This is a genomic window from Aeromonas sp. R5-4, assembly GCF_040908215.1.
Classification (GTDB): domain Bacteria; phylum Pseudomonadota; class Gammaproteobacteria; order Enterobacterales; family Aeromonadaceae; genus Aeromonas; species Aeromonas veronii.
The window spans coordinates 168,203-192,639 of sequence record NZ_JBFODG010000022.1; the positions used below are offsets into that span (position 1 = coordinate 168,203).

Annotated in this window: 24 protein-coding genes; 18 read left to right on the forward strand and 6 right to left on the reverse strand. The window is 57.7% G+C overall.

Annotated features, from left to right (window positions below; genetic code table 11):
- The first annotated feature begins 241 nt into the window (after positions 1-241).
- The 5 genes from glyA (at position 242) to ribBA (ending at position 5,269) form a co-directional block, all read left to right on the forward strand.
- Positions 242-1,495: a serine hydroxymethyltransferase gene (gene glyA, locus AB5Y83_RS11315; protein ID WP_005338884.1), complete on the forward strand. Its 1,254-nt coding sequence runs from the start codon at positions 242-244 to the stop codon at positions 1,493-1,495.
- 150 nt (positions 1,496-1,645) lie between these two features.
- Positions 1,646-2,095, forward strand: a complete 450-nt coding sequence (gene nrdR, locus AB5Y83_RS11320) for a transcriptional regulator NrdR (RefSeq protein ID WP_005338880.1) — start codon at positions 1,646-1,648, stop codon at positions 2,093-2,095.
- Between the two features lie 97 nt (positions 2,096-2,192).
- The gene (ribD, locus tag AB5Y83_RS11325; RefSeq protein WP_368175178.1) at positions 2,193-3,302 is read left to right on the forward strand and encodes a bifunctional diaminohydroxyphosphoribosylaminopyrimidine deaminase/5-amino-6-(5-phosphoribosylamino)uracil reductase RibD; all 1,110 of its coding nucleotides are present in this window, start codon (positions 2,193-2,195) and stop codon (positions 3,300-3,302) included.
- A 54-nt stretch (positions 3,303-3,356) separates the two neighbouring features.
- Positions 3,357-4,010: a riboflavin synthase gene (locus AB5Y83_RS11330; RefSeq protein ID WP_368175179.1), complete on the forward strand. Its 654-nt coding sequence runs from the start codon at positions 3,357-3,359 to the stop codon at positions 4,008-4,010.
- 149 nt (positions 4,011-4,159) lie between these two features.
- Positions 4,160-5,269 carry a bifunctional 3,4-dihydroxy-2-butanone-4-phosphate synthase/GTP cyclohydrolase II gene (ribBA, locus tag AB5Y83_RS11335; RefSeq protein ID WP_368175180.1) on the forward strand — a complete coding sequence of 370 codons (1,110 nt, stop codon included), beginning with the start codon at positions 4,160-4,162 and terminating at the stop codon, positions 5,267-5,269.
- 57 nt (positions 5,270-5,326) lie between these two features.
- Here the strand turns inward: ribBA and AB5Y83_RS11340 are convergent, their stop codons facing one another.
- Entirely contained in the window at positions 5,327-6,553 is a 1,227-nt protein-coding gene (locus AB5Y83_RS11340; protein WP_041236048.1) for a trypsin-like serine protease, read from the reverse strand.
- Positions 6,554-6,767: 214 nt separating this feature from the next.
- Here AB5Y83_RS11340 and ribE point away from each other — a divergent pair, with 214 nt between their 5' ends.
- From ribE to AB5Y83_RS11380, 8 genes are all read left to right on the forward strand, one after another.
- On the forward strand, positions 6,768-7,238 hold the full coding sequence (gene ribE, locus AB5Y83_RS11345; protein WP_005338866.1) for a 6,7-dimethyl-8-ribityllumazine synthase: 471 nt from the start codon (positions 6,768-6,770) through the stop codon (positions 7,236-7,238).
- 14 nt (positions 7,239-7,252) lie between these two features.
- Entirely contained in the window at positions 7,253-7,666 is a 414-nt protein-coding gene (nusB, locus tag AB5Y83_RS11350) for a transcription antitermination factor NusB (RefSeq protein WP_043822847.1), read from the forward strand.
- A gap of 57 nt (positions 7,667-7,723) precedes the next feature.
- Positions 7,724-8,683 carry a thiamine-phosphate kinase gene (gene thiL / locus AB5Y83_RS11355; protein ID WP_026034998.1) on the forward strand — a complete coding sequence of 320 codons (960 nt, stop codon included), beginning with the start codon at positions 7,724-7,726 and terminating at the stop codon, positions 8,681-8,683.
- Positions 8,680-9,174 (forward strand): phosphatidylglycerophosphatase A, encoded by a 495-nt coding sequence (locus AB5Y83_RS11360; RefSeq protein ID WP_021230380.1) that lies wholly within the window; start codon positions 8,680-8,682, stop codon positions 9,172-9,174. The genes thiL and AB5Y83_RS11360 overlap by 4 nt, the downstream gene beginning before the upstream one ends.
- Positions 9,175-9,661: 487 nt before the next feature.
- Entirely contained in the window at positions 9,662-11,386 is a 1,725-nt protein-coding gene (locus AB5Y83_RS11365; RefSeq protein WP_368175181.1) for a dipeptide ABC transporter ATP-binding protein, read from the forward strand.
- Positions 11,387-11,456: 70 nt separating this feature from the next.
- The gene (locus AB5Y83_RS11370; RefSeq protein ID WP_021230378.1) at positions 11,457-13,013 is read left to right on the forward strand and encodes an ABC transporter substrate-binding protein; all 1,557 of its coding nucleotides are present in this window, start codon (positions 11,457-11,459) and stop codon (positions 13,011-13,013) included.
- A gap of 99 nt (positions 13,014-13,112) precedes the next feature.
- Entirely contained in the window at positions 13,113-14,087 is a 975-nt protein-coding gene (locus tag AB5Y83_RS11375) for an ABC transporter permease (RefSeq protein ID WP_005349514.1), read from the forward strand.
- Positions 14,088-14,089: 2 nt separating this feature from the next.
- Entirely contained in the window at positions 14,090-15,031 is a 942-nt protein-coding gene (locus tag AB5Y83_RS11380; protein WP_040068611.1) for an ABC transporter permease, read from the forward strand.
- A 74-nt stretch (positions 15,032-15,105) separates the two neighbouring features.
- Here the strand turns inward: AB5Y83_RS11380 and dxs are convergent, their stop codons facing one another.
- Genes dxs through xseB form a run of 3 tightly spaced genes read right to left on the reverse strand, consistent with a single transcriptional unit; the run spans position 15,106 to position 18,138 of the window.
- Positions 15,106-16,974: a 1-deoxy-D-xylulose-5-phosphate synthase gene (gene dxs, locus AB5Y83_RS11385; protein ID WP_368175182.1), complete on the reverse strand. Its 1,869-nt coding sequence runs from the start codon at positions 16,972-16,974 to the stop codon at positions 15,106-15,108.
- A gap of 21 nt (positions 16,975-16,995) precedes the next feature.
- Positions 16,996-17,886, reverse strand: a complete 891-nt coding sequence (gene ispA, locus AB5Y83_RS11390) for a (2E,6E)-farnesyl diphosphate synthase (RefSeq protein ID WP_064338656.1) — start codon at positions 17,884-17,886, stop codon at positions 16,996-16,998.
- Positions 17,887-18,138, reverse strand: coding sequence for an exodeoxyribonuclease VII small subunit (gene xseB, locus AB5Y83_RS11395; protein ID WP_005338838.1), 252 nt, complete (start codon positions 18,136-18,138; stop codon positions 17,887-17,889).
- A 211-nt stretch (positions 18,139-18,349) separates the two neighbouring features.
- Here xseB and pomA point away from each other — a divergent pair, with 211 nt between their 5' ends.
- The 3 genes from pomA (at position 18,350) to greA (ending at position 20,640) form a co-directional block, all read left to right on the forward strand.
- Positions 18,350-19,108: a flagellar motor protein PomA gene (gene pomA, locus AB5Y83_RS11400; RefSeq protein ID WP_005338837.1), complete on the forward strand. Its 759-nt coding sequence runs from the start codon at positions 18,350-18,352 to the stop codon at positions 19,106-19,108.
- A gap of 5 nt (positions 19,109-19,113) precedes the next feature.
- Positions 19,114-20,007: a flagellar motor protein MotB gene (locus AB5Y83_RS11405; protein WP_368175183.1), complete on the forward strand. Its 894-nt coding sequence runs from the start codon at positions 19,114-19,116 to the stop codon at positions 20,005-20,007.
- 156 nt (positions 20,008-20,163) lie between these two features.
- Complete coding sequence (gene greA / locus AB5Y83_RS11410) at positions 20,164-20,640, forward strand: transcription elongation factor GreA (protein WP_279488930.1); 477 nt, start codon at positions 20,164-20,166, stop codon at positions 20,638-20,640.
- 76 nt (positions 20,641-20,716) lie between these two features.
- Here the strand turns inward: greA and AB5Y83_RS11415 are convergent, their stop codons facing one another.
- Both AB5Y83_RS11415 and yhbY read right to left on the reverse strand, forming a co-directional pair.
- Positions 20,717-21,298 carry a PilZ domain-containing protein gene (locus tag AB5Y83_RS11415; protein ID WP_368175184.1) on the reverse strand — a complete coding sequence of 194 codons (582 nt, stop codon included), beginning with the start codon at positions 21,296-21,298 and terminating at the stop codon, positions 20,717-20,719.
- Between the two features lie 103 nt (positions 21,299-21,401).
- Positions 21,402-21,698 carry a ribosome assembly RNA-binding protein YhbY gene (gene yhbY / locus AB5Y83_RS11420; protein ID WP_005338829.1) on the reverse strand — a complete coding sequence of 99 codons (297 nt, stop codon included), beginning with the start codon at positions 21,696-21,698 and terminating at the stop codon, positions 21,402-21,404.
- A 97-nt stretch (positions 21,699-21,795) separates the two neighbouring features.
- On the opposite strand from yhbY, the gene rlmE reads away from it, so the two are divergent.
- Positions 21,796-22,425 carry a 23S rRNA (uridine(2552)-2'-O)-methyltransferase RlmE gene (gene rlmE, locus AB5Y83_RS11425; RefSeq protein WP_005338828.1) on the forward strand — a complete coding sequence of 210 codons (630 nt, stop codon included), beginning with the start codon at positions 21,796-21,798 and terminating at the stop codon, positions 22,423-22,425.
- 45 nt (positions 22,426-22,470) lie between these two features.
- Positions 22,471-24,417, forward strand: a complete 1,947-nt coding sequence (ftsH, locus tag AB5Y83_RS11430) for an ATP-dependent zinc metalloprotease FtsH (RefSeq protein WP_005343537.1) — start codon at positions 22,471-22,473, stop codon at positions 24,415-24,417.
- Positions 24,418-24,437 lie beyond the last annotated feature (20 nt).

Genomic DNA, 24,437 nt, shown 5'->3' on the forward strand with positions numbered 1-24,437 from the left:
ATGTTACAGGATGGATAAAGAGGGCGTTGTGATCCCCTTCGGGTTTTGCCCGCCCGCAGCGGGATGAAAAATGTGCCGTTTGGCGGAGCGGCCAGAGTATTGAACTGGGAGGGAATCTTGCTTTTTACAACATAAATTCAACATTTTTTTAGGTGGTTGGACTGTCTCTTTGATCCAGCTCACGTTACAATGCCCGCGCCCACTTCACCTAACGCGCAAACGATTTTCAGGAGAGAAACGGATGTTGAAACGTGACATGACCATCGCCAATTATGATCCGCAATTGTGGCAGGCCATCACAGACGAAACCCGTCGTCAGGAAGAGCATATCGAGCTGATTGCGTCTGAGAACTACACCAGCCCCCGTGTCATGGAAGCCCAGGGCTCCCAGCTGACCAACAAGTACGCCGAAGGTTACCCCTCCAAGCGTTACTACGGTGGTTGCGAGTATGTGGATGTGGTCGAAACCCTGGCTATCGAGCGCGCCAAAGAGCTGTTCGGTGCCACTTACGCCAACGTGCAGCCGCACTCCGGCTCCCAGGCCAACAGTGCCGTCTACATGGCCCTGCTGCAGCCGGGCGACACAGTACTGGGCATGAACCTGGCCCACGGTGGTCACCTGACCCACGGCTCTCCGGTCAACTTCTCCGGCAAGCTCTACAACATCGTGCCTTACGGTATCGATGAGTCCGGCAAGATCGACTACGACGACATGGAACGTCAGGCTGTCGAGCACAAGCCGAAGATGATGATCGGTGGCTTCTCTGCCTACTCCGGCATCGTTGACTGGGCCCGCATGCGCGAAATCGCCGACAAGGTCGGTGCCTACCTGTTTGTCGACATGGCCCACGTGGCTGGTCTGATTGCCGCTGGCGTTTACCCGAACCCGGTTCCCCACGCTCACGTGGTCACCTCCACCACCCACAAGACCCTGGCCGGTCCGCGCGGTGGTCTGATTCTCTCCGCCGCTGACGACGAGGAGCTCTACAAGAAGCTCAACTCCGCCGTCTTCCCGGGTGGTCAGGGTGGCCCGCTGATGCACGTCATTGCCGGTAAAGCCGTTGCCTTCAAAGAGGCGCTGGAGCCCGAGTTCAAGACCTATCAGGCTCAGGTCGTGAAAAACGCCAAGGCGATGGCTGCCACCTTTATCGAGCGCGGTTACAAGATCGTCTCCGGCGGTACCGACAACCACCTGATGCTGGTTGATCTGATCGGCCGCGAGCTGACCGGTAAGGATGCTGACGCTGCGCTGGGCAAAGCCAACATCACCGTCAACAAGAACTCCGTGCCCAACGACCCGCGTTCCCCGTTCGTCACCTCCGGTGTGCGGATCGGTACCCCGGCCATTACCCGCCGCGGTTTCAAGGAAGCCGAGTCCATCGAGCTGACCCACTGGATCTGCGACGTACTGGACAACCACGATAACGATGCCGTGCTGGCCACCGTGCGCGAGAAGGTGCTGGATATCTGCCGCCGCTTCCCGGTTTATGGCTGATAAGTCAGACCATCCGGTTTGAGACCAATGCCACCTGCGGGTGGCATTGTTTTTTCTGGCTTTTACCGGTTTTGGATGGCCGTGCTACACTGGCCGACCTAGATCCTGGCCCGCCGGGCCGGTCCCTGTTCCATTAACGCCGGAGGTCCGATGCATTGCCCATTCTGTAGTGCGGTTGATACCAAGGTGATCGATTCCCGCTTGGTGGCAGAAGGCCATCAGGTGCGCCGCCGTCGTGAGTGTCTGCTCTGTCACGAGCGTTTTACCACCTTCGAGATGGCCGAGCTGGTGATGCCCCGCGTCATCAAGTCCAACGGTTCCCGCGAGCCGTTCAACGAAGACAAGCTGCGTGCCGGCATCCTGCGGGCGCTGGAGAAGCGGCCGGTGAGCATGGAGGCCATCGAAAAGGCGGTCAACCATATCAAATCCCGTCTGCGTGCCACCGGCGAGCGCGAAGTCGCCTCCGAGCTGGTGGGCAATCTGGTGATGGATGAGCTCAAGAGTCTGGACAAGGTGGCCTATATCCGCTTTGCCTCCGTCTATCGCAGCTTCGAAGATATTCGCGAGTTCGGTGAAGAGATTGCCAAGCTGGAGAAGTAAACCGCCATTCTCACCCATGTTGCCGCGTCCGATTACGCTGCGCTAATCGAACCTACGATACTGCGTAAAGCCGAGATGTGTTGTCAAAGGAGCCCGAATGTTTAGTCAAGATGATTACCAATGGATGAGTCGGGCCCTCGAACTGGCCCGCCGCGGTCGCTACACCACGGCCCCCAACCCCTGCGTCGGCACCGTGCTGGTCAAAGATGGCGTGGCGGTTGGCGAAGGGTGGCATCAGAAGGCGGGCGAGCCCCATGCCGAGGTTTACGCCCTGCGCGCCGCCGGTGACAACGCCCGTGGCGCCACCGCTTATGTGACCCTCGAACCCTGTTCCCACCACGGCCGTACTCCCCCCTGCGCTGAAGCCTTGATCAAGGCCGGTGTAGCCCGAGTGGTGGCGGCCATGGTTGACCCCAATCCCCAGGTGGGCGGACGCGGGCTGCGGATGCTCTCCGAAGCGGGGATCAAGACCGATTTCGGCCTGCTGGCGAGTGAAGCCGAAGCGCTCAACCCGGGCTTTTTCAAGCGGATGCGTACCGCCTTCCCGCGGGTGACCGTCAAGCTGGGGGCCAGCCTCGATGGCCGCACCGCCATGGCGAGCGGCGAGAGCCAGTGGATCACCTCCCCGGATGCGCGCCGTGACGTGCAGCGGCTGCGGGCCCGCCACGATGCGGTGCTCTCCAGCGCCGAAACCGTGCTGGCTGACGGTGCCTCTCTGACCGTGCGCTGGGACGAGCTTCCCCCCTCGGTCAAGGCAAGTTATCCCAAAGAGACCCTGCGCCAGCCGCTGCGGGTCATCGTCGACTCGCAAAACCGCCTCACACCCGACTTGCCGCTGTTCCAGAGCGAGAGCCCAGTGCTGCTGGCCCGTCACAAGGCGTCTGGCGAGTGGCCCGAGTGGGTGCAGCAGCTGGAGCTGCCGCTGCTGGATGGCAAGCTGGATCTGGTTAGCCTCTTCATGCTGCTGGCCAAACAGAACGTCAACTCGGTACTGGTCGAGGCGGGGCCACGGCTGTGCGGCGCTCTGCTGGAAAAAGGGCTGGTGGATGAGCTGGTGCTCTATCAGGCGCCCAAACTGATGGGTGACGAAGGGCGCGGCCTGTTCCATCTGCCGGGTCTGACCCGGCTGTTCCAGGCCCCCAAGCTCGCCATCAAGGATGTGCGCATGGTGGGGCCGGATATTCGCATTACCGCCAAAATAGCCTGATTTATCAATGTTCAAGGGGGCATAATCTGCCCCGTCATCAGCAAGGTGATCTGCATGTTTACCGGAATTATCGAAGCGGTGGGAACCCTGGCCGAACTGCGCCGTCAGGGCGACGACATGGCCCTCACTGTTCATGCGCCGCATCTCGACTTCAGTGACGTTAAACTGGGCGACTCCATCGCCACCAACGGCGTCTGCCTCACTGTGGTGGCGCTCGGCGACAAGAGTTATACCGCCGACGTGTCGCTGGAAACCCTGTCACGCACCGGTTTTGCCGCCGCCAGAGTGGGCGATCGGGTCAACCTGGAGAAGGCGCTGATGCCCACCTCCCGCCTCGGTGGCCATCTGGTCTCCGGCCACGTAGACGGGGTAGGGGAAGTGAAAAGCGTCTCCAGCAGCGGCCGCTCCATCGAGTACTGGATCAAGGCGCCGAGCGAGCTCTCCCGCTATATCGCCGAGAAAGGCTCCATTGCTGTGGATGGCATCAGCCTCACCGTCAACGCGGTGCAGGGGGACCTTTTCCGCCTGACTATCGTGCCCCACACCGCGCAGGAGACCACCATCGCCAGCTGGAAGCCGGGCCACAAGGTCAACCTCGAGGTGGATCAGATCGCCCGCTATCTGGAGCGGCTGATGATGGGAAAAAGTCAGGAGAGCAGCGCCTCGACCCTGACCATGGAGACGCTGGCCAAGGCCGGTTTTCTCTGACGGTGTGCGCTAAATCTGGCCCCCAAAACGATTTTCTGTGATCCCGCTCTGATTGAAATGGAGCCGCTAGCCCCAATCTAGAGCAACATACACACGCATTTGCGTTGAGCCTGCGGGCTCAACCCCCAAGCACACTGATGGAGTAGCCCATGGCGCTGAGCACAACCCAGGAAATCATTGCCGATATCAAGGCTGGCAAGATGGTGATCCTGATGGATGACGAAGACAGGGAGAACGAAGGGGACCTCATCATGGCCGCCTCCTGCGTCCGTCCGGAGGATATCAACTTCATGGCCCGCTACGGCCGTGGCCTCATCTGCCTTACATTGACCCAGGATCGCTGCAAGCAATTGGCGCTGCCGCTGATGGTGGATCGCAACAATGCCCAGTTCTCCACCGCCTTTACCGTCTCCATCGAGGCGGCAGAAGGGGTGACCACAGGTATCTCCGCCGCCGATCGTGCGGTGACCGTGCAGGCCGCTGTTGCGCCCAATGCCAAGGCGGCCGATCTGGTGCAGCCGGGCCACATCTTCCCGCTGATGGCGCAGGATGGCGGCGTGCTGACCCGTGCCGGTCACACCGAAGCGGGCTGCGATCTGGCCCGTCTGGCCGGTTTCGAGGCGGCCGCCGTCATCGTCGAGATCCTCAACGAAGATGGCACCATGGCGCGCCGTCCTGACTTGGAGATCTTCGCCGAGGAGCATGGCATCAAGCTTGGCACCATCGCCGACCTTATCGAGTACCGCAACCAGCACGAGACCACTGTCGAAAAGGTGGCCGAGTGCAAGCTGCCCACCGAGTTTGGCGAGTTCGACCTCATCACCTTCCGCGACACCATCGACAATCAGGTTCACTTTGCCCTGAAAAAGGGTGAGGTGCAGGCCGACCAGCCGACCCTGGTGCGGGTGCACCTGCATGATGTGCTGAGCGATCTGCTGCTGACCGACCGCCACGCCGCCCGAAGCTGGCCGCTGCCCAAATCCATGGCTCGCATCGCTGACGAGGGCGGCGTGCTGGTGATTTTGGGGGCGGAATCCCATGGCGCCGAGCTGCTGGCTAGGGTCAAGGGTTTTGAAGCCGCCGACAAGGGGCTAGCACCGGAAGGAGCCAAGTGGCAGGGCACCTCGCGCCGGGTTGGTGTGGGTTCCCAGATCCTCAAGGCCCTTGGCGTAAGCAAGATGCGCCTGTTGAGCTCACCGAAGAAGTACCATGCCCTCGGTGGTTTCGGTCTGGAAGTGGTTGAGTACATCGGCGAGTAATTAATCTTTGTAGGATAAAAAAGATGACGCCATGGCGTCATCTTTTTTTCGTTGGTTTCAACGGCGACGCCGCAGCCAGGCTATTGGTATTAGTAACAGGGCTGCTAGACCGATAGAACCACCGCCGCCACCGCCACTACCTGATGTGGTTGTCGGCTGGGAGGGTTGGGCGGGTTGCGGTGTCGGTTCAGGGATGGGGGCTGGTTCTTCTTTTGTTGTGATACCTATAAGTGCTGCTTCAAGTGTTGAAGCTCGTCCAGCAATGGTACTTTTCATACTAATGATTTCGGCACGAATAGAGTCAACAGCGTATTTGCCATCGAAACGAACGCGAATTGTGCAATCTTGGCCCGGTTTTAGTTCAACATTACAGTTATTGGCTATTCCAGGTGCAGTAGTTACCAGATCACTCAGGGTTGCGCTGAACATGGTGCGGTTGACTAGTCTATATTCTGCCCAGCGGCTCTGATTTGCCGGAACATTCAGTCCGCGTAGTGATGTAATGGTAATGTTGTGTTTTTGTTCGTTTATCCAATCAGCCAAAGCAGGTGCATAAGTGTATCCCCCTGCGGCTCCGGAAGCACATGGAAAGGCCCCATAGCTAGTGATGCCGACCAGCTGTCCCATATAAACCAATGGCCCCCCGCTATCGCCTTTGCAGGAGTCCTGCATCACGGTCTGCCCGGCAAAGATATGGCTCAGGGTTGTGTCTCCATACCATCTGTCCCTGTCGCCTTGATAAGGGAGGTCAATAGTCTGCAGTACTGGACTGTCAATAGTGGCCTGCGGATTGATGCCGCCATAACCGTAGGTTCGTAGTTGAGTTGGCCCACCCCATGTGTCTTTGGTATTTAATGGCGCCACAGTGATAGGAGCATTGGCTGTGGGTGTTGCCAAGTGCAGCAGGGCAATATCTTTTTCAAAGGTTGGAATATCAAAACCGAGGGATTTCAGGCGATTGACCAGATATTCGGTATTCATCAAAACTTGATCAATCGAAGTCCGTTGATGGGATTTGCTCAAGTCAGTTACGCCGATGACGACTTCCATCTTGCCTACTTGCGGGTTTTCTACGCAATGGGCTGCTGTGACGACCCACTCACGATCGATAAGAGTACCGCCACAGTAGTTGAACCATGTTCCGTTAACATTTTCCCCAATGGCAACCATCCAGCTTGGAGCGGTAGTACCACTGCCGCCAATAATGCGTGGTGTGCTATTTGCGTGAGGCGATATAGCTGCGATGATTGCAGATATCAATGCCGCACGTTTTAAATACAACATTTCGAACTCCTTTCAGTGTGTTTTTATTTTACCGCACTGGAACGATGCGGTTGTGGGGGGGGGAGTATTATGGGTCTTATTGGCTGGCTGTGAAAAAAGTTAATAGATGGAATTTGTCGGAGTTATGAAGCTAGTTTTTGTCGTGGGTCTGTTGTGCTAGAATGTGCGCACTTTTGACTCCGGCCCTTTTGATTGCACAGATACAGGATTTCCAATGAAGGTTATCGAAGGAAATATCGCCGCTCCTGAGGCGCGCGTTGCTATTGTTGTTGCCCGTTTCAACAGCTTCATCAACGACAGTCTGGTGAACGGCGCGGTGGACGTACTGAAGCGTCAAGGTCAAGTGCAGGACAGCAACCTGACACTGGTAAAAGTGCCGGGCGCGGTTGAAATGCCATTGGTCATCAAGAAGCTGGCCAAGAGTGGTCAATACGACGCCATCGTGGCGGTCGGTACTGTCATCCGTGGCGGCACCTATCACTTCGACCTGGTGGCAAACGAGAACAGCAAGGGCATGGCCCAGGTAATGATGGAATATGAAATTCCCGTTGCCTTCGGTGTGCTGACCACTGAAAACATTGAACAAGCCATCGAGCGTGCAGGTACCAAGGCGGGTAACAAGGGTGCAGAGGCTGCACTGGCAGCGCTCGAAATGATCAACGTCCTGAAAGAACTGGACGTGTAACGAGGAGAAGTACATTGAAACCGTCTGAGCGCCGTAAAGCCCGCCATTGCGCCACCCAGGCCATCTACCAGTGGCAGATGACCAAGGCTAACGTGGGTGACATCGAAGAGCAGTTCAAGATCGATCAGGACACCAAGGGTGTAGACCTGAACTATTTCCGCGATCTGCTGTTCGGGGTAGCCCTCCACTGCAGCGAGCTGGACAAGGTGTTTGCACCTTTCCTCTCCCGTCCGCTGGATGAAGTGGACATGGTGGACAAGGCGATCCTGCGTCTGGCGACCTACGAGCTGACCCGTCGTGATGATGTACCGCCGCGTGTGGTCATCAACGAAGCGATCGAGCTGGCCAAAGCTTTTGCTGCCGATGACAGCCACAAGTTTGTCAACGGTGTACTGGACAAGGTGATCAAATCGCTGAACAAGCGTTGATCCTGCTGTCCGTCAGCATCTAAGAGAGGAGCCAGCTTATTGCTGGCTTTTTACTGTATGGGTGAATTTGAGCTGATTGATAAGTACTTCAAGGTCCCCCACGCCCGCAAGGACGTGGTGATGGGCCCTGGAGATGACTGTGCCCTGCTGACCCTGCCCCCCGATACCCAACTGGCGGTGAGCACCGACACTCTGGTGAGCGGCGTACACTTCTTTCCCGACATGGATCCGGTGGATCTCGGCTACAAGGCGCTGGCGGTCAATCTCTCCGATCTCGCCGCCATGGGGGCCGAGCCGCGCTGGGTGTCGCTGGCGCTGACCCTGCCTGCCATCAACGAAGGCTGGGTCGCCGGTTTTGCCGAAGGGTTTCTGGAGCTGGCCGAGTACTACAATGTGGCGCTGGTGGGCGGAGACATGACCCGCGGGCCGCTCTCCATCACCATCTCGGTGAAGGGATCGGTGCCTGCCGGGCGCGCTCTGATGCGCAGCGGTGCCAAAGCCGGTGACGGCATCTATGTGACCGGCACTCTGGGTGATGCCGCGCTGGCGCTCTCCCACCTGCTGGGCAAACGCACCCTCAACGAGAACCAGCTGGCAGCTGTGCTGCCACGGCTCGACCACCCCCATCCCCGCATTCTGGCCGGTCAGGCGCTGCGCGGGCTGGCGGGCAGTGCGCTGGATCTCTCCGATGGTCTGGCATCGGATCTCGGCCATATCCTCAAGGCGTCCGGTGTGCGGGCCCAGATCGATCTCGATCTGCTGCCGCTCTCGCCGGTGCTGCAGGATGCGGTGAGCGAGCAGGAGGCGTGGCAACTGGCGCTGGCCGGTGGCGATGACTACGAGCTCTGCTTTACCGTACCGGAGGAGCATCGCGGCGCGCTCGATACGGCGCTGGCTCACAGCGGGGTCAAGTTCAGCCGCATCGGCCGCATCGTGGCGGGCGAGCCGGGCATCGACTACCTGCGTGGCGACCAAGCGGTCGAGTTGCAACTGAAAGGGTGGGATCACTTCGCATGAGTTTGTTCAGGATAAAGCCCGAGCTGACACGACTGGATCTGAAAAATCCGCTTCACTTTTTGGCGGTGGGATTTGGTTCCGGTCTCAGCCCCAAGGCGCCGGGCACCATGGGCACCCTGGCGGCGATTCCGCTCTATCTGCTGGTGAGCGGGCTGCCGACCTATTGGTTTATCGCCCTGCTGGCGGTTGGGTTTGTGGTCGGTATTCGTATCTGCCAGAGCGCCACCGATGCCATCGGCATGCCGGATCACGGCGCCATCGTCTGGGACGAGGTGATCGGTTTTGGCGTCACCATGATCGCCGCGCCAGCCGGCTGGGAGTGGGTGGTGGCGGGCTTTGCGCTGTTCCGGTTGTTTGATGTGCTCAAGCCCTGGCCCATCTCCTGGTTTGATCGCCGGATCCACGGTGGCCTGGGCATCATGCTGGACGATCTGATCGCCGGCCTGTTCGCCCTGTTTTGTATGCAATTACTGGCATTCTGGCTCGGTTGAGAGCCCCCTTCCGGGGGATGACCGTTCTGGCATCCCCCGATTTATATCTGCTTAATTTTCATTCATCGGCATATGCTGCCGTTTATCATCCATTTCACATAAATATTCACTACTCATTCGGGGCTGGTGGTTGTTTTGGAAATAGTGATAAATGCTGCTTGTTGCGTTGTTGTTGAAATTAAAGTAATGATACCAATAGATGTACGGACGCACCGGCCATTTGTGTGATGAAAATCATCATTTATCTCTGCCGAATTGGTGGTTATCTGCACAAAACATTGCGGAATTGTATAACTCAATCATTTACACCCGTGGTCAAACCGTCTAAGTTACTCGCGGGTTATTCCAAAAAAATGCAAAAAACCCGCCCGGATCGCTGGTTTCGCTGCCTCATGGATTGAGCAAATATTGCCCAAGGTAACAACCGGCATCTGCGGCTGATTTACGGACGAATTATTTGGGACGGATGTCCCCCGCAGAGGTAAACATGTCCTTGCTCGAAGTAAAGAACTTGCGGATCGAGTACCCCTCCCGCTACGGGGTGCTGGCCGCGGTGAAGGATCTCTCTTTCTCTATCGAAAAGGGTGAGATTGTCGGGGTGGTCGGTGAATCCGGCGCCGGCAAGTCCACCATCGGCAACGCCGTTATCGATCTCCTGAGCCCGCCGGGCCGCATCGCCCGTGGCGATATCTATCTCAATGGCGAGCTCATCTCCGGCAAGAGCCAGAACGAGATGCGGGCCATCCGTGGTTCCCGTATCGGGTTCATCTTCCAGGACCCCATGACCTCCCTCAACCCGCTGTTCACCGTTGAGCATCAGCTGGTGGAGACCATTCTGGCCAATACCGACCTCTCTCGCGAAGCCGCTTTTGCCAAGGCATTGGAGCTGATGGGGGCGGTGGGTATCCCGCAGCCGGAGCTGCGCATCAAACAGTATCCGCACCAGTTTTCCGGTGGCATGCGTCAGCGGGTGGTTATCGCCATCGCGCTCTCCTGCGATCCGGAGCTGATCATCGCCGATGAGCCGACCACAGCACTCGACGTCTCCATTCAGGATCAGATCCTCCAGCTTATCCGCGCCCTCTGCAAAGAGCGTCAGGTGGGCTGCATGCTGGTGACCCATGACATGGGCGTGGTCTCCAACGTTACCGACAAGGTGGCGGTGATGTATCGCGGCGATCTGGTGGAGTTCGGCCTGACCGAACAGGTACTGGGCAGCCCCAATCACCCCTATACCCGCAGCCTCATCTCGGCGGTACCTCGCTCCGATGTGAAGCTGGTGCGTTTCCCGCTGGTCTCCTATATCGAGGATGCCAGTGCACCGGATACCAATATTGACCTCAAGACCCACTGGCTCGGCCAGAGTCAGGACGAGCGTGCCTATGAAGGGGCGCTGCTGCGGGTGGAGAATGTCGATCTGAAGTTCGTCACCAAGGACTCCATCTTCCCGAGCCGCCGCCAGTATGTACGCGCTTGCAACAACATCAGCTTCGAGATCTTCGAGGGTGAAACCTTCGGTCTGGTGGGGGAGTCCGGCTCCGGCAAATCGACCATTGCCCGCGCCATCACCGGTCTCTATCCGCCTGATACCGGCAAAATCTTCTTTGAGGGGATCGATCTCACCGCCCTCAAGAGCGAGCGCGAGCGTCGCCCGCTGCGTCGCCAGATGCAGATGGTGTTCCAGAACCCCTATTCGTCGATGAACCCGCGGATGAAGGTGCGCGACATCATTGCCGAGCCGATCCGCTTCCATCAGCTGGCGAGCAGCGAGAGCCAGATCGAGGGGATCGTCGGCGATCTGCTGGATCACGTGGGTCTCGGTCGTGGTGCCGGGGTCAAGTATCCCCACGAGTTCTCCGGCGGCCAGCGCCAGCGCATCTCCATTGCACGCGCCCTGGCCACTCGCCCGCGCTTTCTCATCTGCGACGAGCCGACTTCGGCGCTGGATGTGTCGGTGCAGGCCCAGATCCTCAACCTGCTCAAGGATCTGCAGCAGGAGCTCCAGCTCACCATGCTGTTTATCAGCCACGATCTGCCGGTGATCCGCCAGATGTGCGACCGCATCGGGGTGATGCAGCACGGTCATCTGGTGGAAGTGGCCGAGACCGAGAAACTCTTTACCAATGCCGAGCATGAGTACAGCCGCAAGCTGATCTCCCTCATGCCGGAGTTCAAGGGAATGTCCCGCGAGGGGCTGGAAATCGCAAGCTAGGAGAGCGCCGGTGCGCCGGTCTGCTTGTCAAAAAAAGTGTCATAAGAAAGCCAAAAGCATGGAGAACAAGATGAAGAAAGGATTGTCCAAGATTGCCCTGGCGCTGTTTGCCGCCGGTTTCGCCTTCAGTGTCTCAGCCGCTGATATCAAGGTGGGTGTCGCTTCTGACGCCACTTCGCTGGATCCGCAGGAGCAGCTCTCCGGTCAGACCCTGGAGATGTCGCACCTGGTATTCGATCCCCTGATGCGTTACACCCAGGACCTGCAGTTCGAGCCCCGTCTGGCCGAGAAGTTCGAGCGTGTCGATGACAAGACCGTCCGCTTCCACCTGCGCAAAGGGGTCAAGTTCCACTCCGGTAACGACTTCACCGCTGACGACGTGGTGTGGACCGTCAACCGCCTGAAATCCTCCGTCGACTTCAAGGCGATCTTCGATCCCATCAGCGAAGTGAAGAAGGTCGATGACTACACCGTGGATCTCGTCACCGCCAAGCCGTTCCCGCTGGTGCTGCAGACCGTCACCTACATCTTCCCGATGGACTCCAAGTTCTACACCGGCAAGACCGAAGCGGGCAAAGACAAGGCCGAGATCGTCAAAAACGGCGACTCCTACGCCTCTACCCACGTCTCCGGTACTGGCCCGTTCACCGTCAAGTTCCGCGAGCAGGGTGTGAAGCTGGATTATGCCCGCAACGCCAACTACTGGGACAAGGCCTCCAAGGGTAACGTCGAGAACCTGACAGTGGTGCCGATCAAGGAAGATGCGACCCGTGTTGCTGCCCTGCTGGGTGGCGACGTGGACATGATCTATCCGGTTGCGCCGAACGATCTGGAGCGCGTGAAGAATGGCAAGGACTCCCAGCTGGTCACCCTGTCCGGTACCCGCGCCATCATCATCGAGCTGAACCAGAACACCAACCCGGCGCTGAAAGACAAGCGTGTACGTCAGGCCATCAACTACGCCATCAACCAGGTGGGTATCGTCGAGAAGATCAACAAGGGCTTCGGTACCCCTGCTGGCCAGTTGAGCCCGAAAGGCTATGCCGGTCACAACGAGGCGCTGGTGCCCCAGTATGATCTGGCCAAGGCCAAGGAGTTGATGAAAGAGGCCGGTTACGAGAAAGGCTTCAAGATGACCTTCATCTCCCCGGCTGCCCGCTACGTCAACGACGTCAAGATTGCCCAGGCTGTCTCCGCCATGCTGGCCAAGATCAACATCAAGGTGGATCTGAAGACCATGCCGGTGGCCCAGTACTGGCCTGAGTTTGACAAGTGCGCCGCGGACATGCAGCTGATCGGCTGGCACTCCGACACCGAAGATACCGCGAACTTCTTCGAGTTCCTGACCTTCACCAAGGACGCCAAGACCGGTATGGGTCAGTACAACTGCGCCGGTTATGCCAACGCCGAAGCTGACAAGCTGGTGATGGATGCCAACGCAGAGACCGATCCGGCCAAACGTGCCGAGATGCTGAAAAAGGTCGAAGCCATGCTGATCGAAGATGCTGCCTACGTGCCGTTGCACTGGGAAGATCTGGCCTATGGCGCCAAGAAAAACGTCGACATCAAGCCGGTGGTCAACGTGATGAACTTCCCTTACCTGGGTGACCTGGTGGTCAGCAAGTAAGAGAACGTCGCAAGGAAGGACGGGGCGGGGTGGTCAGCTGGCCACTCCGCCCACTAACAGAAGCCTGTGCCACGACACAGGCCACGTAGAAGGACAAGCATGTTTACATTCCTGCTGAAACGGTTCTATCAGGCCGTGATAGTGATGTTCGTCATCAGCCTGGTCGCCTTCTCCATCCAGGACAACCTGGGTGACCCGTTGCGTGAGCTGGTGGGACAATCCGTCTCCGAAGCCCAGCGTCACGAGTTGCGCGAGAAGATGGGCCTTAACGATCCCTTCCTCATCAAATACAGCCGCTTTCTGAAAAATGCGGTGCATGGGGATTTGGGCACCTCCTATTTCTTCAAGCGACCCGCTCTCGAGGTGATCCTCGACAAGCTGGTGGCTACCCTTGAGCTGGTGTTTGCTGCCGCGCTCATCATCGTGGTGGTTTCCATTCCACTCGGTGTCTATTCGGCGATCCGCCCGCGCAGCATTCCCACCAAGATCATCATGGCGGGGAGCAGTATCGGCATCTCGATCCCGGTATTTTTGACCGCCATCATGCTGATGTACCTCTTCTCCATCCAGCTGGGCTGGCTGCCTGCCTATGGCCGCGGCGAGACCCGTAACCTGCTGGGCTGGGAGTCGGGCTTCTTCACCTGGGACGGTATCCTGCATCTGATCCTGCCGGCGGTGTCCCTCTCTTCCATCATGCTGCCGCTGTTTATCCGGCTGGTGCGCTCCGAGATGCTGGAGCAGCTCTCCTCCGAGTACGTCAAATTCGCCCGCGCCAAGGGGCTGGACAACAACAAGGTCTACTATCAGCACGCTCTGAAGAACACCATGCTGCCGGTCATCACCGTCGGCGGGGTGCAGATCGGCACCATGGTGGCTTACACCATCCTGACCGAGAGCGTGTTCCAGTGGCCGGGTACCGGCTTCCTGTTCCTCGAGGCGATCCACCGGGTCGATACGCCCCTCATCACCGCCTACGTCATCTTCGTGGGACTGATCTTCGTGGTGACCAATACCCTGGTCGACCTGCTCTACGGGTTGATTAACCCGACCGTTAACCTGACTGCCAAGGGGTAAGCATGAGTAACGCTGTAACTGCAAGCCCAAGCCGTTGGGCACGATTCAAGAACTCTGACATCGTCTACTACTTCCTGCGGGACAAGGTAGCCATGTTCAGCTTTGCGGTGTTCGTGGTATTTGTGCTGGCGGCGCTGCTGGCGCCTTGGCTCGCCCCGCACAACGTCTATGACCAGACCAGTTTTGATCTGATGGATGCCGAGTTGCCCCCCTCCTGGCTCGAAGGCGGCGAGGAGCGTTTCTGGCTCGGTACCGACAACCAGGGGCGGGATATCTGGAGCACCATCCTCTATGGCGCCCGTATCTCCCTCACCATCGGCCTGTTTGCGGTGGCGCTGCAGCTGGTGCTCGGTATCGTCATCGGTCTGATTGCCGGTTATTTCGGTGGTCGTATCGACAACCTGCTGATGCGCTTTGCCGATGTGCAGCTGTCGTTCTCCACCATGATGGTGGCGATCATCATCTCCGCCATCTTTCAGGCAACCTTTGGCTCCGAGTTCTACTCGAAGTTCGCCATCATGATGCTGGTGGTGATCATCGGTATCGCCGAGTGGCCGCAGTACGCCCGTACTGTGCGCGCCTCTGTGCTGGCGGAGAAGAAGAAGGAGTATGTGGAAGCGGCTAAGGTGATGGGGTTCCGCGCCCCGCGCATCATGTTCCGCCACATTCTGCCCAACTGTTTGTCGCCCATTCTGGTGATCTCCACCGTGCAGGTGGCCAACGCCATCATGAGTGAAGCGGCGCTCTCCTTCCTTGGTCTGGGGATGCCGGTTGATCAGCCCTCGCTCGGTTCGCTTATCAGCGTCGGCTTCAACTACATCTTCTCCGGCTCCTGGTGGATCACCGCCTTCCCGGGCATCTGTCTGGTGGTGCTGGTGCTGGTCATCAACCTGCTGGGCGACTGGCTGCGGGATGTGTTTAACCCGAAGATTTACAAGGGTTAACTCCGGTCAGAAGTGAAGATACAAGAAGGGCGCCATCAGGCGCCCTTCTTGTATCTTCTTTAACTAGCAGCAGGTCAGGCTTTCAGCCAGCTTTCGATGCTGCGCTGGATGCCTGCATCGTCCAGACCGAGCAGGGCATAGATCTCCTGCTGGGTACCCTGTTCAACGAAGCGGTCCGGTAAGCCAAGGTTGAGCACCGGCTTGCACTGCTTGCTGCGCATCAGCAGTTCGTTCACAGCCGAACCGGCGCCGCCCATGATGGCGTTGTCTTCGATGGTGACGAACTGATCGTGGCTGGCTGCCAGCGACAGCACCAGTGCCTCATCCATCGGTTTGACAAAGCGCATGTCCACCAGGGTGGCATCCAGCGCTTCGGCGGCCGCTTTGGCGTGGTGCAGAAGGGTGCCAAACGCCAGAATAGCGGTGCCTTTGCCTTCTCGCAGGATACGCCCCTTGCCAAGCTCCAGCGCCTGCATCTCTGATGAGATGGGGGCATCGCTCAGGCTGCTGCCGCGTGGGTAACGCACTGCGGCAGGGCCCTGATGGAGATAGCCGGTATAGAGCATCTGGCGGCATTCGCTCTCGTCAGATGGCGTCATCACTACCATGTTGGGCACGGTGCGCAGGAAGCTGATGTCGAACGCCCCCTGATGGGTCGGGCCATCGGCGCCCACCAGACCGGCCCGGTCGATGGCAAACAGCACCGGCAGATCTTGCAGCGCCACATCGTGGATCACCTGATCGTAGGCGCGTTGCAGGAAGCTCGAATAGATGGCGACCACCGGCTTCTTGTCGGCGATGGCAAGACCGGCGGCGAAAGTGACTGCATGTTGCTCGGCAATGGCCACATCGAAGTAGCGATCCGGATATTGTTGGCTGAATTTCACCAGCCCGGAGCCTTCGCGCATGGCGGGGGTAATACCGACCAGCTTCTCGTCTTTGGCGGCCATGTCGCACAGCCATTGGCCAAAGATGGCGGAGAAGGTGGGTTTGGCGCTGCTCGCCTTGGGCAGGGCGCACTCGTCCGGATTGAACTTGGGCACGGCGTGATAACCGATGGGGTCTTTCTCCGCCGGCTCGTAACCCTTGCCCTTCTTGGTCTTGACGTGCAGCAGCTGCGGGCCCTTGAGGTTGCGCATGTTGCGCAGGGTCTCGACCAGTGCCTCGATATCGTGGCCGTCGATGGGGCCGATATAGTTGAAGCCGAACTCCTCGAACAGGGTGCCGGGCACCACCATCCCCTTGAGGTGCTCTTCGGCCCGCTTGGCCAGCTCCTTGACCGGCGGCAGACCCGCCAGCACCTTCTTGCCGCCTTCGCGGATGGTGGTGTAGAGCTTGCCTGACATGACCCGGGCCAGATGGTTGTTGAGCGCCCCGACATTCTCGGAGATGGACATCTCGTTGTCGTTGAGGATCACCAGCATGTCTTTGTGCACATCGCCAGCGTGGTTGAGCGCTTCAAAGGCCATCCCTGCGGTAATGGCACCATCACCGATCACTGCAACGACCTTGCGACCCAGCCCTTCACTCTCGGCGGCGACCGCCATACCGAGCGCCGCACCGATGGAAGTGCTGGAGTGGCCGACGGAGAGCACGTCGTATTCACTCTCGCCACGCCAGGGGAAGGGGTGCAGGCCATCCTTCTGCCGGATGGTGTGGATCTGGTCACGGCGCCCGGTCAGGATCTTGTGGGGATAGGCCTGATGGCCCACGTCCCAGATCAGCCGATCGAACGGGGTGTTGTAGACGTAGTGCAGGGCCACGGTCAATTCGACCGTGCCGAGACCGGAGGCAAAGTGTCCGCTGGAGCGGCTGACAGAGCGCAGCAGATATTCGCGCAGCTCGTTGCACAGCACCGGCAGCCGATCTTTGGGCAAGGAACGCAGCTCGACCGGAGTGTCCGCGAGGGCCAGGTTGGGGAAATTGCTAATATCAACGCTCATATTGTTACTGTTATCCAGCGTTTAGTGGGTTCGCTCGATGATGTAATCGGCAAACGCTTCCAGAATGTCGGTATTGTAGGGCAAGGATTGCAGGGCTGTTAAGGCTTTCCCATGCAGTTCGCGAGCCAGCTCACGGGCATTTTCGAGTCCGAGCAGGGCCGGATAGGTACTTTTCTCCAGCGCCAGGTCAGAACCTTGTGGCTTGCCCAGGGTGGCGGTATCACCTGTGATGTCGAGGATGTCATCCTGCACCTGAAAGGCGAGGCCAATCGCGGCGGCGTAGGTTTGCAGTGCAGCCAGCGTGGCGTCATCGACATCGGCTTTGCACAGGGCGCCGAGCGCCACGGCGCATTCAATCAGCGCACCGGTCTTGTGGCGGTGTACCTGCTCCAGTTCGGCAAGCGTGATCTGGCGCCCTTCGGCCTGCAGATCCAGCGCCTGGCCGCCACACATACCGAGATAGCCGGAGGCGCGGGCGAGGGTACTCAGCATCCGCACCCGGTTGGCCATCAAGGAGTCGGGCATGGGGTGATCGGCCAGAATGGAGAACGCCAGGGTCTGCAGTGCATCACCGGCCAGAATGGCGGTTCCTTCGTCAAACGCCTTGTGAACGGTTGGCTGACCACGACGCAGGTCGTCGTTATCCATGGCGGGCAGGTCATCGTGCAGCAGGGAGTAAGCGTGGATGCACTCCACGGCAGCCGCGGGGCCATCCAGCAGTTCGCTCTTGACGCCCAGCATCTCGCCGACCGCGTAGACCAGAAACGGGCGAACCCGCTTGCCGCCCAGCAGCAGGCCATAACTCATGGCATCGCGCAGGCGCGGCGCCATGGCGGGCAAGGATTCAAGTTGTGCTGACAGACAGTCGTCAATACGCTGACGATGCAGACGGGAAAAATGGTCCAGCGCCACTCACTCCTCTCCTTGTTCTGGCTGGAAGGGGGCGAGCTGGTCACTGCCATCGGCTTGACTGAGCAGGATCTGGATCTTCTGTTCGGCCAGTTCCAGCTTCTGCTGACCGGCCCGTACCAGATGAACGCCCTGCTCGAACTGCTTGAGTGCCTCTTCCAGGGGTAGGGAACCTTGTTCCAGCTGATGAACGATGGTTTCCAGCTCTTCCAGAGTGGCATCAAAACTCAGACGGTCGATTTTTTTACTGGCCATGTCCATCCTCGGGGATTGAAAAAAACGGCTTATATTAACATCGACCGTCCACAGGGGGGAGGCAGAAAAGCATTGCCCCCTCAAACTCTCGCTAAACTGGCCGATAATGAGCCATCATTCTCAGTGGATGCATGCTTGCCGCATGGGTCGCAATAGCAGAAAATTCAACAGACTATAAATAGACATAAGAACCGGTGACAGGAGTAGGGACGTGGATCTAGGGAGCTTGTTAGGTATCGTTTTAGGATTCGGTGTCGTGATTTACGGCATGATCCTTGGTGGCTCGTTGAGCATGTTTATCGATATGCCATCGGTCTATATCACTATTCTTGGCTCAATCTTTATCGCCATGATGAAGTTCAATATCGGGCAGTTTTTTCTGGCTTTCAAGGTGGCGGGCAAAGCCTTTATGTACAAGGGCGACAAGCTCGACGATTTGATCGCCAAAGCCGTTGAACTGGCTGATGCGGCTCGCAAAGGTGGCTTTCTGGCACTGGAGGCTGCAGAGATCCCCAATGCATTTATGAAAAAAGGGATCGACATGCTGGTGGATGGTCACGATGCCGAAGTGGTGCGTGCCGTGATGGAAAAGGATATCGACCTGACAGCCGAGCGCCATGTCATTGCCATCAAGGTCTTCCGTACCCTTGGGGATCTGGGCCCTGCCATGGGGATGATAGGTACGTTGGTGGGCCTGGTGGCTATGTTGTCAAATATGAGTGACCCCAAGTCGATCGGTCCGGCAATGGCGGTGGCCTTGCTTACCACCCTGTACGGAGCGATTGAGGCCAACATGATCGCTATTCCTATTGCTGACAAGCTGGAGCTGCGCAGCGGGGAGGAGAAGCTCAGTCGTACCCTGATCCTTGATGCCATAATGGGGATTCAGGATGGTCAGAACCCGCGGGTGATCCAGTCCATGCTGCAGAACTATCTGAGCCAGTCCAAACGCAATACCGGCGCGGAGTAGGCACCATGTCTGGCTGCAAATGTCCCCCCCCCGGTCTTCCTGCCTATATGGGCACCTTTGCCGACCTGATGTCGCTGCTGATGTGCTTCTTCGTGCTGTTGCTCTCCTTTGCCGAGATGGATGTACTTAAGTTCAAGCAGATCGCGGGCTCTATGAAGAATGCTTTCGGAGTGCAGAATATCCTTGAGGTGAAAGATATTCCCAAGGGAACCTCGGTGATTGCCCAGGAGTTCAGGCCCGGTCGCCCTGAGCCCACGCCGATTGATACCGTGATGCAGCAGACCATCGATCTGACCCAGACCGAACTGGAGTTTCTGCCCGGCGAGTCGGATCAGGCCGGTGGTCAGGACCAGAGTGATGGCAAGCAGACGGGGGGCGATACCGCGCAGGATGCGAAGAAGGCGCAAGAACAGTCCAATACCCTGGCCAAAGCCCTCGCCGAGCAGATGAAAGATCAGATCCAGGACGGTGCCATCGAAATTGAGGCGCTGGGCCAGCAGATCATCATCCGGATCAGGGAAAAAGCGTCGTTCCCGGCCGGTTCGGCATTTCTGCAACCCCAGTTCTGGCCTGTCATTCGCAAGGTCGCGACCCTGCTCAAGGATGTGCCCGGTGAAATTACCATCTCCGGTCACACCGACAACGTGGCGACCGAAGATGAGCTGTTCCAGTCCAACTGGGAGCTGTCGTCGCAACGGGCGGTTGCGGTGGCGCACCAGATGCTGAAGGTCCCCGGTTTTGATCAGGGGCGACTGGTGGTGCAGGGGATGGCGGACTCCCAACCATTGGTGCCCAATACGACCCCGGAAAATCGTCGGATGAACCGGCGGGTGGAGATCGCCATCATGCAGGGCAAACCGACTGTTTCGGCCCCCATTTCCGTACCGGAAGGGAAGTAAGCGAGGGTAATATCGATGACGCAAGTGGGATCTGCATCAGGGGGCTGACGTGGATTTTGTGTTGGCTTCATATTAAGATGCCTCATCCGAACCGATTGCTGCGGCCTCCTTGCAGATGGCCGCAGTTTCTATTTTCAAGCAACCCAGGTTTCGACTATGAATCATACTCCGATGACTGTTCGCGGTGCTGAGAAGCTGCGCGAAGAGCTCGATTATCTCAAGACCGAGCTTCGTCCCCAGATTATCGAAGCGATTGCCGATGCCCGTGAGCACGGCGATCTGAAGGAAAACGCCGAATACCATGCCGCTCGCGAGCAGCAGGGGTTCTGTGAAGGCCGCATTCAGGAGATTGAAGCCAAGCTCTCCAATGCGCAGGTGATCGATGTCACCAAGATGACCAACAACGGCCGCGTGATTTTTGGCGCGACTGTGACTCTGCTCAAGAGCGAGACAGAGGAAGAGGTGGTTTACCGCATCGTGGGTGATGATGAGGCTGATATCAAACAGAACCTCATCTCTGTCAACTCCCCCATTGCCCGCGCCCTGATTGGCAAGGAAGTGGACGATGTTGCAATCGTCAAGACGCCGGGCGGTGATGTGGAATACGAAGTGATGGAAGTTGCTTATATCTAAGCGAATGCTACAGACGATGAAACAGGGGGGCTTGCGCTCCCCTGTTTGTCTTTATCTATGTGATTATTGATAAAAATCAGGACAGATACGCCTCGGTAAAGGCGTCCTGATGGCGCTGAAACAACCAGTGGCGCAGCCGTTTTATGTTGCTCTCGCTCATTTGAAAGCTCAGCGCCCAGGTGGCATGGTCGGCATTGGTTTTGATGCGCCTTACCAGTCGTCCCTGCAGTGGAAGAGGGGCCTCTTGCTCGATGCAGAGCTCGCCGTTGATGGGGGTATCGGCCACCATGTCGGTTGGCAAATTTTCCACGATGAGTCCATTGAGGGAGAGGCTGAGTACCTGAAACAGGCCCAGCTCGCTGCAAAGTTTGGCTTTTTGGGTGAGACGCCAGGCGCGCGGTTGCGCAAATCCCAGCTCCCTGATGACCGGTGCAGATAACCGGGGCTCGACGAAGCCATCTTCCCCTTGGGTAAAGCTCAGGGGAAAACGCAGCTGATGGCCTGCGAAGCGGGCTTCGAGTACAAGGTGTTCGGCTTTTTGCAGCAAGCCAAGCATGGGGGCATCGAGGTGACCACTCAGAACATGGGTGTCCTGATTGCTCCCCAAGTCCCGCAGCATGGCCAGCTCATCGTCGGTCAGAATAGGATGGTGAGCCATAATGCGTGTCCGGAAGTATTCATCGCAGGTTAAGGGCTTTGCGACTACTTTGGCAAGCGACTCGGGAAGAAGTGGAATAAGGAAAGAGCGATGCTCTTTCCTTTTACTTGCGGGGCAGCTGGATTTTGGGTTCGTTGGCTTGACGATAAATGGTCAGCACATGACCCATGCTTTGCACCTTGATTGAACCGGTTTCACGGACGATTGCATCCATAACCAGTTGTTTCATTTCGCGATCTTCAGAGGCAACCTTAACCTTGATCAGCTCGTGATGGTTCAGTGCCAGATCGATCTCGGCCAGTACACCTTCGGTCAGACCATGCTGACCCAGCAGGACGACAGGCTTGAGGCTATGGGCAAGGCCCTTGAGGTACTGTTTCTGTTTATTGTTGAGAATCATCGCAATTTCTTCATAAGTCAGGGTTGAAAGGGGCGTATTCTACCCCCACTTAGCCCTTAATACTAATAACCCTTGTGGTTTTTTAAAGTCGATTATCATGACCCAGAAAAAACGTTCCCCCAGTTCAACTCGCTGGTTAAAAGAACATTTCGACGATCAATACGTCAAAAAAGCCCAGAAAATGGGCCTGCGTTCTCGTGCCGTTTTCAAGATTGACGAGATCCAGGGCAAGGATCGCTTGCTGAAACATGGCATGACCGTAGTGGATTTGGGTGCAGCCCCCGGTGGTTGGTCCCAGTTCGCGGTTGAACAGGTTGGTGATTCGGGTCGCGTCATCGCATGTGACATTTTGCCGATGGATCCCATTGCTGGTGTCGATTTCCTGCAAGGGGACTTTCGGGAGGAAACTGTACTCGGCGCCTTGCTGGAACGAGTGGGCCCCGACAAGGTCGATGTCGTGATGTCTGATATGGCGCCCAACATGAGCGGTACCCAGCAGGTGGATCAGGCTCGCGCCATGTATCTGGTCGAGCTGGCGCTGGACATGTGCAATCAGGTATTGCGTAGTGACGGCAGTTTCGTAGTGAAGGTGTTTCAGGGAGAGGGCTTTGATGCCTATCTCAATGAAATTCGTAAACTTTTCTCCGCTGTCAAAATTCGTAAACCAGACTCATCCCGCGCCAGATCACGGGAAGTCTACATTGTGGCTACCGGTTTTAAACTGTAGTACCCTAACCTTCATCGTTAACTGTCAGTCTGCGAGGTTACTGATTTGAGTGACATGGCGAAAAACTTAATCCTGTGGCTGGTCATCGCCGTCGTTTTGATGTCGGTGTTCAATAGCTTCAGCCCCAGCGATACCACCAGTCGCCAGCTGGACTATTCCAGCTTCGTTAAAGAGGTGACCCAAGAGCAGATCCGTGAAGTGCGGATGGACGGTAAGGTCATTAATGGCGTCAAGCGTACTGGTGAACGATTCACCACCATCATCCCTGCGCCGGATCCCCAGCTGCTCAACGACATGCTCAATCACAATGTCAAAGTGATGGGCGAGAAGCCGGAAGAGCCGTCTCTGTTGACCTCTATCTTCATCTCCTGGTTCCCGATGCTGCTGCTGATCGGTGTCTGGGTTTTCTTCATGCGTCAGATGCAGGGCGGCGGTGGCAAAGGTGCCATGTCGTTCGGCAAGAGCAAGGCTCGCCTGATGAGCGAAGATCAGATCAAGACCACCTTTGCTGATGTTGCAGGTTGCGATGAAGCCAAGGAAGAGGTGAAGGAGCTGGTCGACTATCTGCGCGACCCGAGCAAATTCCAGAAACTGGGTGGCAAGATCCCGACAGGTGTGCTGCTGGTTGGTCCTCCCGGTACCGGTAAGACCTTGCTGGCCAAGGCCATTGCGGGCGAGGCCAAGGTGCCGTTCTTCACCATCTCAGGTTCCGATTTCGTAGAGATGTTCGTCGGTGTTGGTGCCTCCAGGGTGCGTGACATGTTCGAACAGGCCAAGAAATCTTCCCCCTGCATCATCTTCATCGATGAAATTGATGCGGTCGGTCGCCAGCGTGGCGCCGGTCTGGGTGGTGGTCATGATGAACGTGAGCAGACCCTTAACCAGATGCTGGTCGAGATGGATGGCTTTGAAGGCAATGAAGGCATTATCGTCATCGCTGCCACCAACCGTCCTGACGTACTGGATCCGGCACTGCTGCGTCCGGGCCGTTTCGACCGTCAGGTTGTGGTCGGTCTGCCGGATGTCCGTGGTCGCGAGCAGATCCTGAAAGTGCACATGCGCAAAGTTCCGTTGGCGGATGACGTCAATCCGGCGCTGATTGCCCGTGGCACCCCCGGTTTCTCCGGTGCGGATTTGGCGAACCTGGTCAACGAAGCTGCCCTCTTCTCTGCCCGTGAGAGCCGCCGAGTGGTCTCCATGGCCGAGTTCGAGAAGGCGAAGGACAAGATCATGATGGGTGCGGAACGTCGCTCCATGGTGATGAAAGAGTCCGAAAAAGAGATGACTGCATATCATGAAGCCGGTCACGCCATCATTGGTCGTCTGGTTCCGGATCATGACCCGGTTTACAAGGTCTCCATCATTCCGCGTGGTCGTGCGCTGGGTGTGACCATGTATCTGCCGGAGCAGGATCGCTGGAGCCACTCCAAGCAGCATCTGGAGTCGATGATCTCCAGTCTGTATGGCGGTCGTCTGGCAGAAGAGCTGATCTACGGTGCCGAGAAGGTATCGACTGGTGCATCCAACGATATCGAGCGTGCCACCGACATCGCTCGCAAGATGGTGACCCAGTGGGGTATGTCCGAGCGTCTCGGCCCGATGCTCTACGCGGAAGAAGATGGCGAGGTGTTCCTCGGTCGCAGCATGGCCAAGGCCAAGCATATGTCCGACGATACCGCTCGCGTGATCGATGCCGAGGTCAAGCAGGTCATCGACCGCAACTACGCCCGTTCCAAGCAGATCCTGCTGGATAACATGGACGTGTTGCACAGCATGAAAGATGCGCTGATGAAGTACGAGACCATTGACGCCAAACAGATCGATGATCTGATGGCGCGTCGCGAGGTACGTGCTCCGAGCAACTGGCATGACGAGCACGGTGATACCCCGCAAGGCGGTTCCACCGTGGCTGCCGAGGCCAAGCCTGCCGATGAGGCTGCACCGGTGGCGGATGTCACTATCGACAAAGCCAACGATGCTCCGGCCAAATAATTGTGACTCTCCAAACCCCG

Excerpts from the sequence above, each read along its gene's own strand:
- glyA (WP_005338884.1), top strand. The coding sequence starts at position 242 with ATGTTGAAACGTGACATGACCATCGCCAATTATGATCCGCAATTGTGG.
- nrdR (WP_005338880.1), top strand. The coding sequence starts at position 1,646 with ATGCATTGCCCATTCTGTAGTGCGGTTGATACCAAGGTGATCGATTCC.
- ribD (WP_368175178.1), top strand. The coding sequence starts at position 2,193 with ATGTTTAGTCAAGATGATTACCAATGGATGAGTCGGGCCCTCGAACTG.
- AB5Y83_RS11330 (WP_368175179.1), top strand. The coding sequence starts at position 3,357 with ATGTTTACCGGAATTATCGAAGCGGTGGGAACCCTGGCCGAACTGCGC.
- ribBA (WP_368175180.1), top strand. The coding sequence starts at position 4,160 with ATGGCGCTGAGCACAACCCAGGAAATCATTGCCGATATCAAGGCTGGC.
- AB5Y83_RS11340 (WP_041236048.1), bottom strand. The coding sequence starts at position 6,553 with ATGTTGTATTTAAAACGTGCGGCATTGATATCTGCAATCATCGCAGCT.
- ribE (WP_005338866.1), top strand. The coding sequence starts at position 6,768 with ATGAAGGTTATCGAAGGAAATATCGCCGCTCCTGAGGCGCGCGTTGCT.
- thiL (WP_026034998.1), top strand. The coding sequence starts at position 7,724 with ATGGGTGAATTTGAGCTGATTGATAAGTACTTCAAGGTCCCCCACGCC.
- AB5Y83_RS11360 (WP_021230380.1), top strand. The coding sequence starts at position 8,680 with ATGAGTTTGTTCAGGATAAAGCCCGAGCTGACACGACTGGATCTGAAA.
- AB5Y83_RS11365 (WP_368175181.1), top strand. The coding sequence starts at position 9,662 with ATGTCCTTGCTCGAAGTAAAGAACTTGCGGATCGAGTACCCCTCCCGC.
- AB5Y83_RS11370 (WP_021230378.1), top strand. The coding sequence starts at position 11,457 with ATGAAGAAAGGATTGTCCAAGATTGCCCTGGCGCTGTTTGCCGCCGGT.
- AB5Y83_RS11375 (WP_005349514.1), top strand. The coding sequence starts at position 13,113 with ATGTTTACATTCCTGCTGAAACGGTTCTATCAGGCCGTGATAGTGATG.
- AB5Y83_RS11380 (WP_040068611.1), top strand. The coding sequence starts at position 14,090 with ATGAGTAACGCTGTAACTGCAAGCCCAAGCCGTTGGGCACGATTCAAG.
- dxs (WP_368175182.1), bottom strand. The coding sequence starts at position 16,974 with ATGAGCGTTGATATTAGCAATTTCCCCAACCTGGCCCTCGCGGACACT.
- xseB (WP_005338838.1), bottom strand. The coding sequence starts at position 18,138 with ATGGCCAGTAAAAAAATCGACCGTCTGAGTTTTGATGCCACTCTGGAA.
- AB5Y83_RS11405 (WP_368175183.1), top strand. The coding sequence starts at position 19,114 with ATGTCTGGCTGCAAATGTCCCCCCCCCGGTCTTCCTGCCTATATGGGC.
- greA (WP_279488930.1), top strand. The coding sequence starts at position 20,164 with ATGAATCATACTCCGATGACTGTTCGCGGTGCTGAGAAGCTGCGCGAA.
- AB5Y83_RS11415 (WP_368175184.1), bottom strand. The coding sequence starts at position 21,298 with ATGGCTCACCATCCTATTCTGACCGACGATGAGCTGGCCATGCTGCGG.
- yhbY (WP_005338829.1), bottom strand. The coding sequence starts at position 21,698 with ATGATTCTCAACAATAAACAGAAACAGTACCTCAAGGGCCTTGCCCAT.
- rlmE (WP_005338828.1), top strand. The coding sequence starts at position 21,796 with ATGACCCAGAAAAAACGTTCCCCCAGTTCAACTCGCTGGTTAAAAGAA.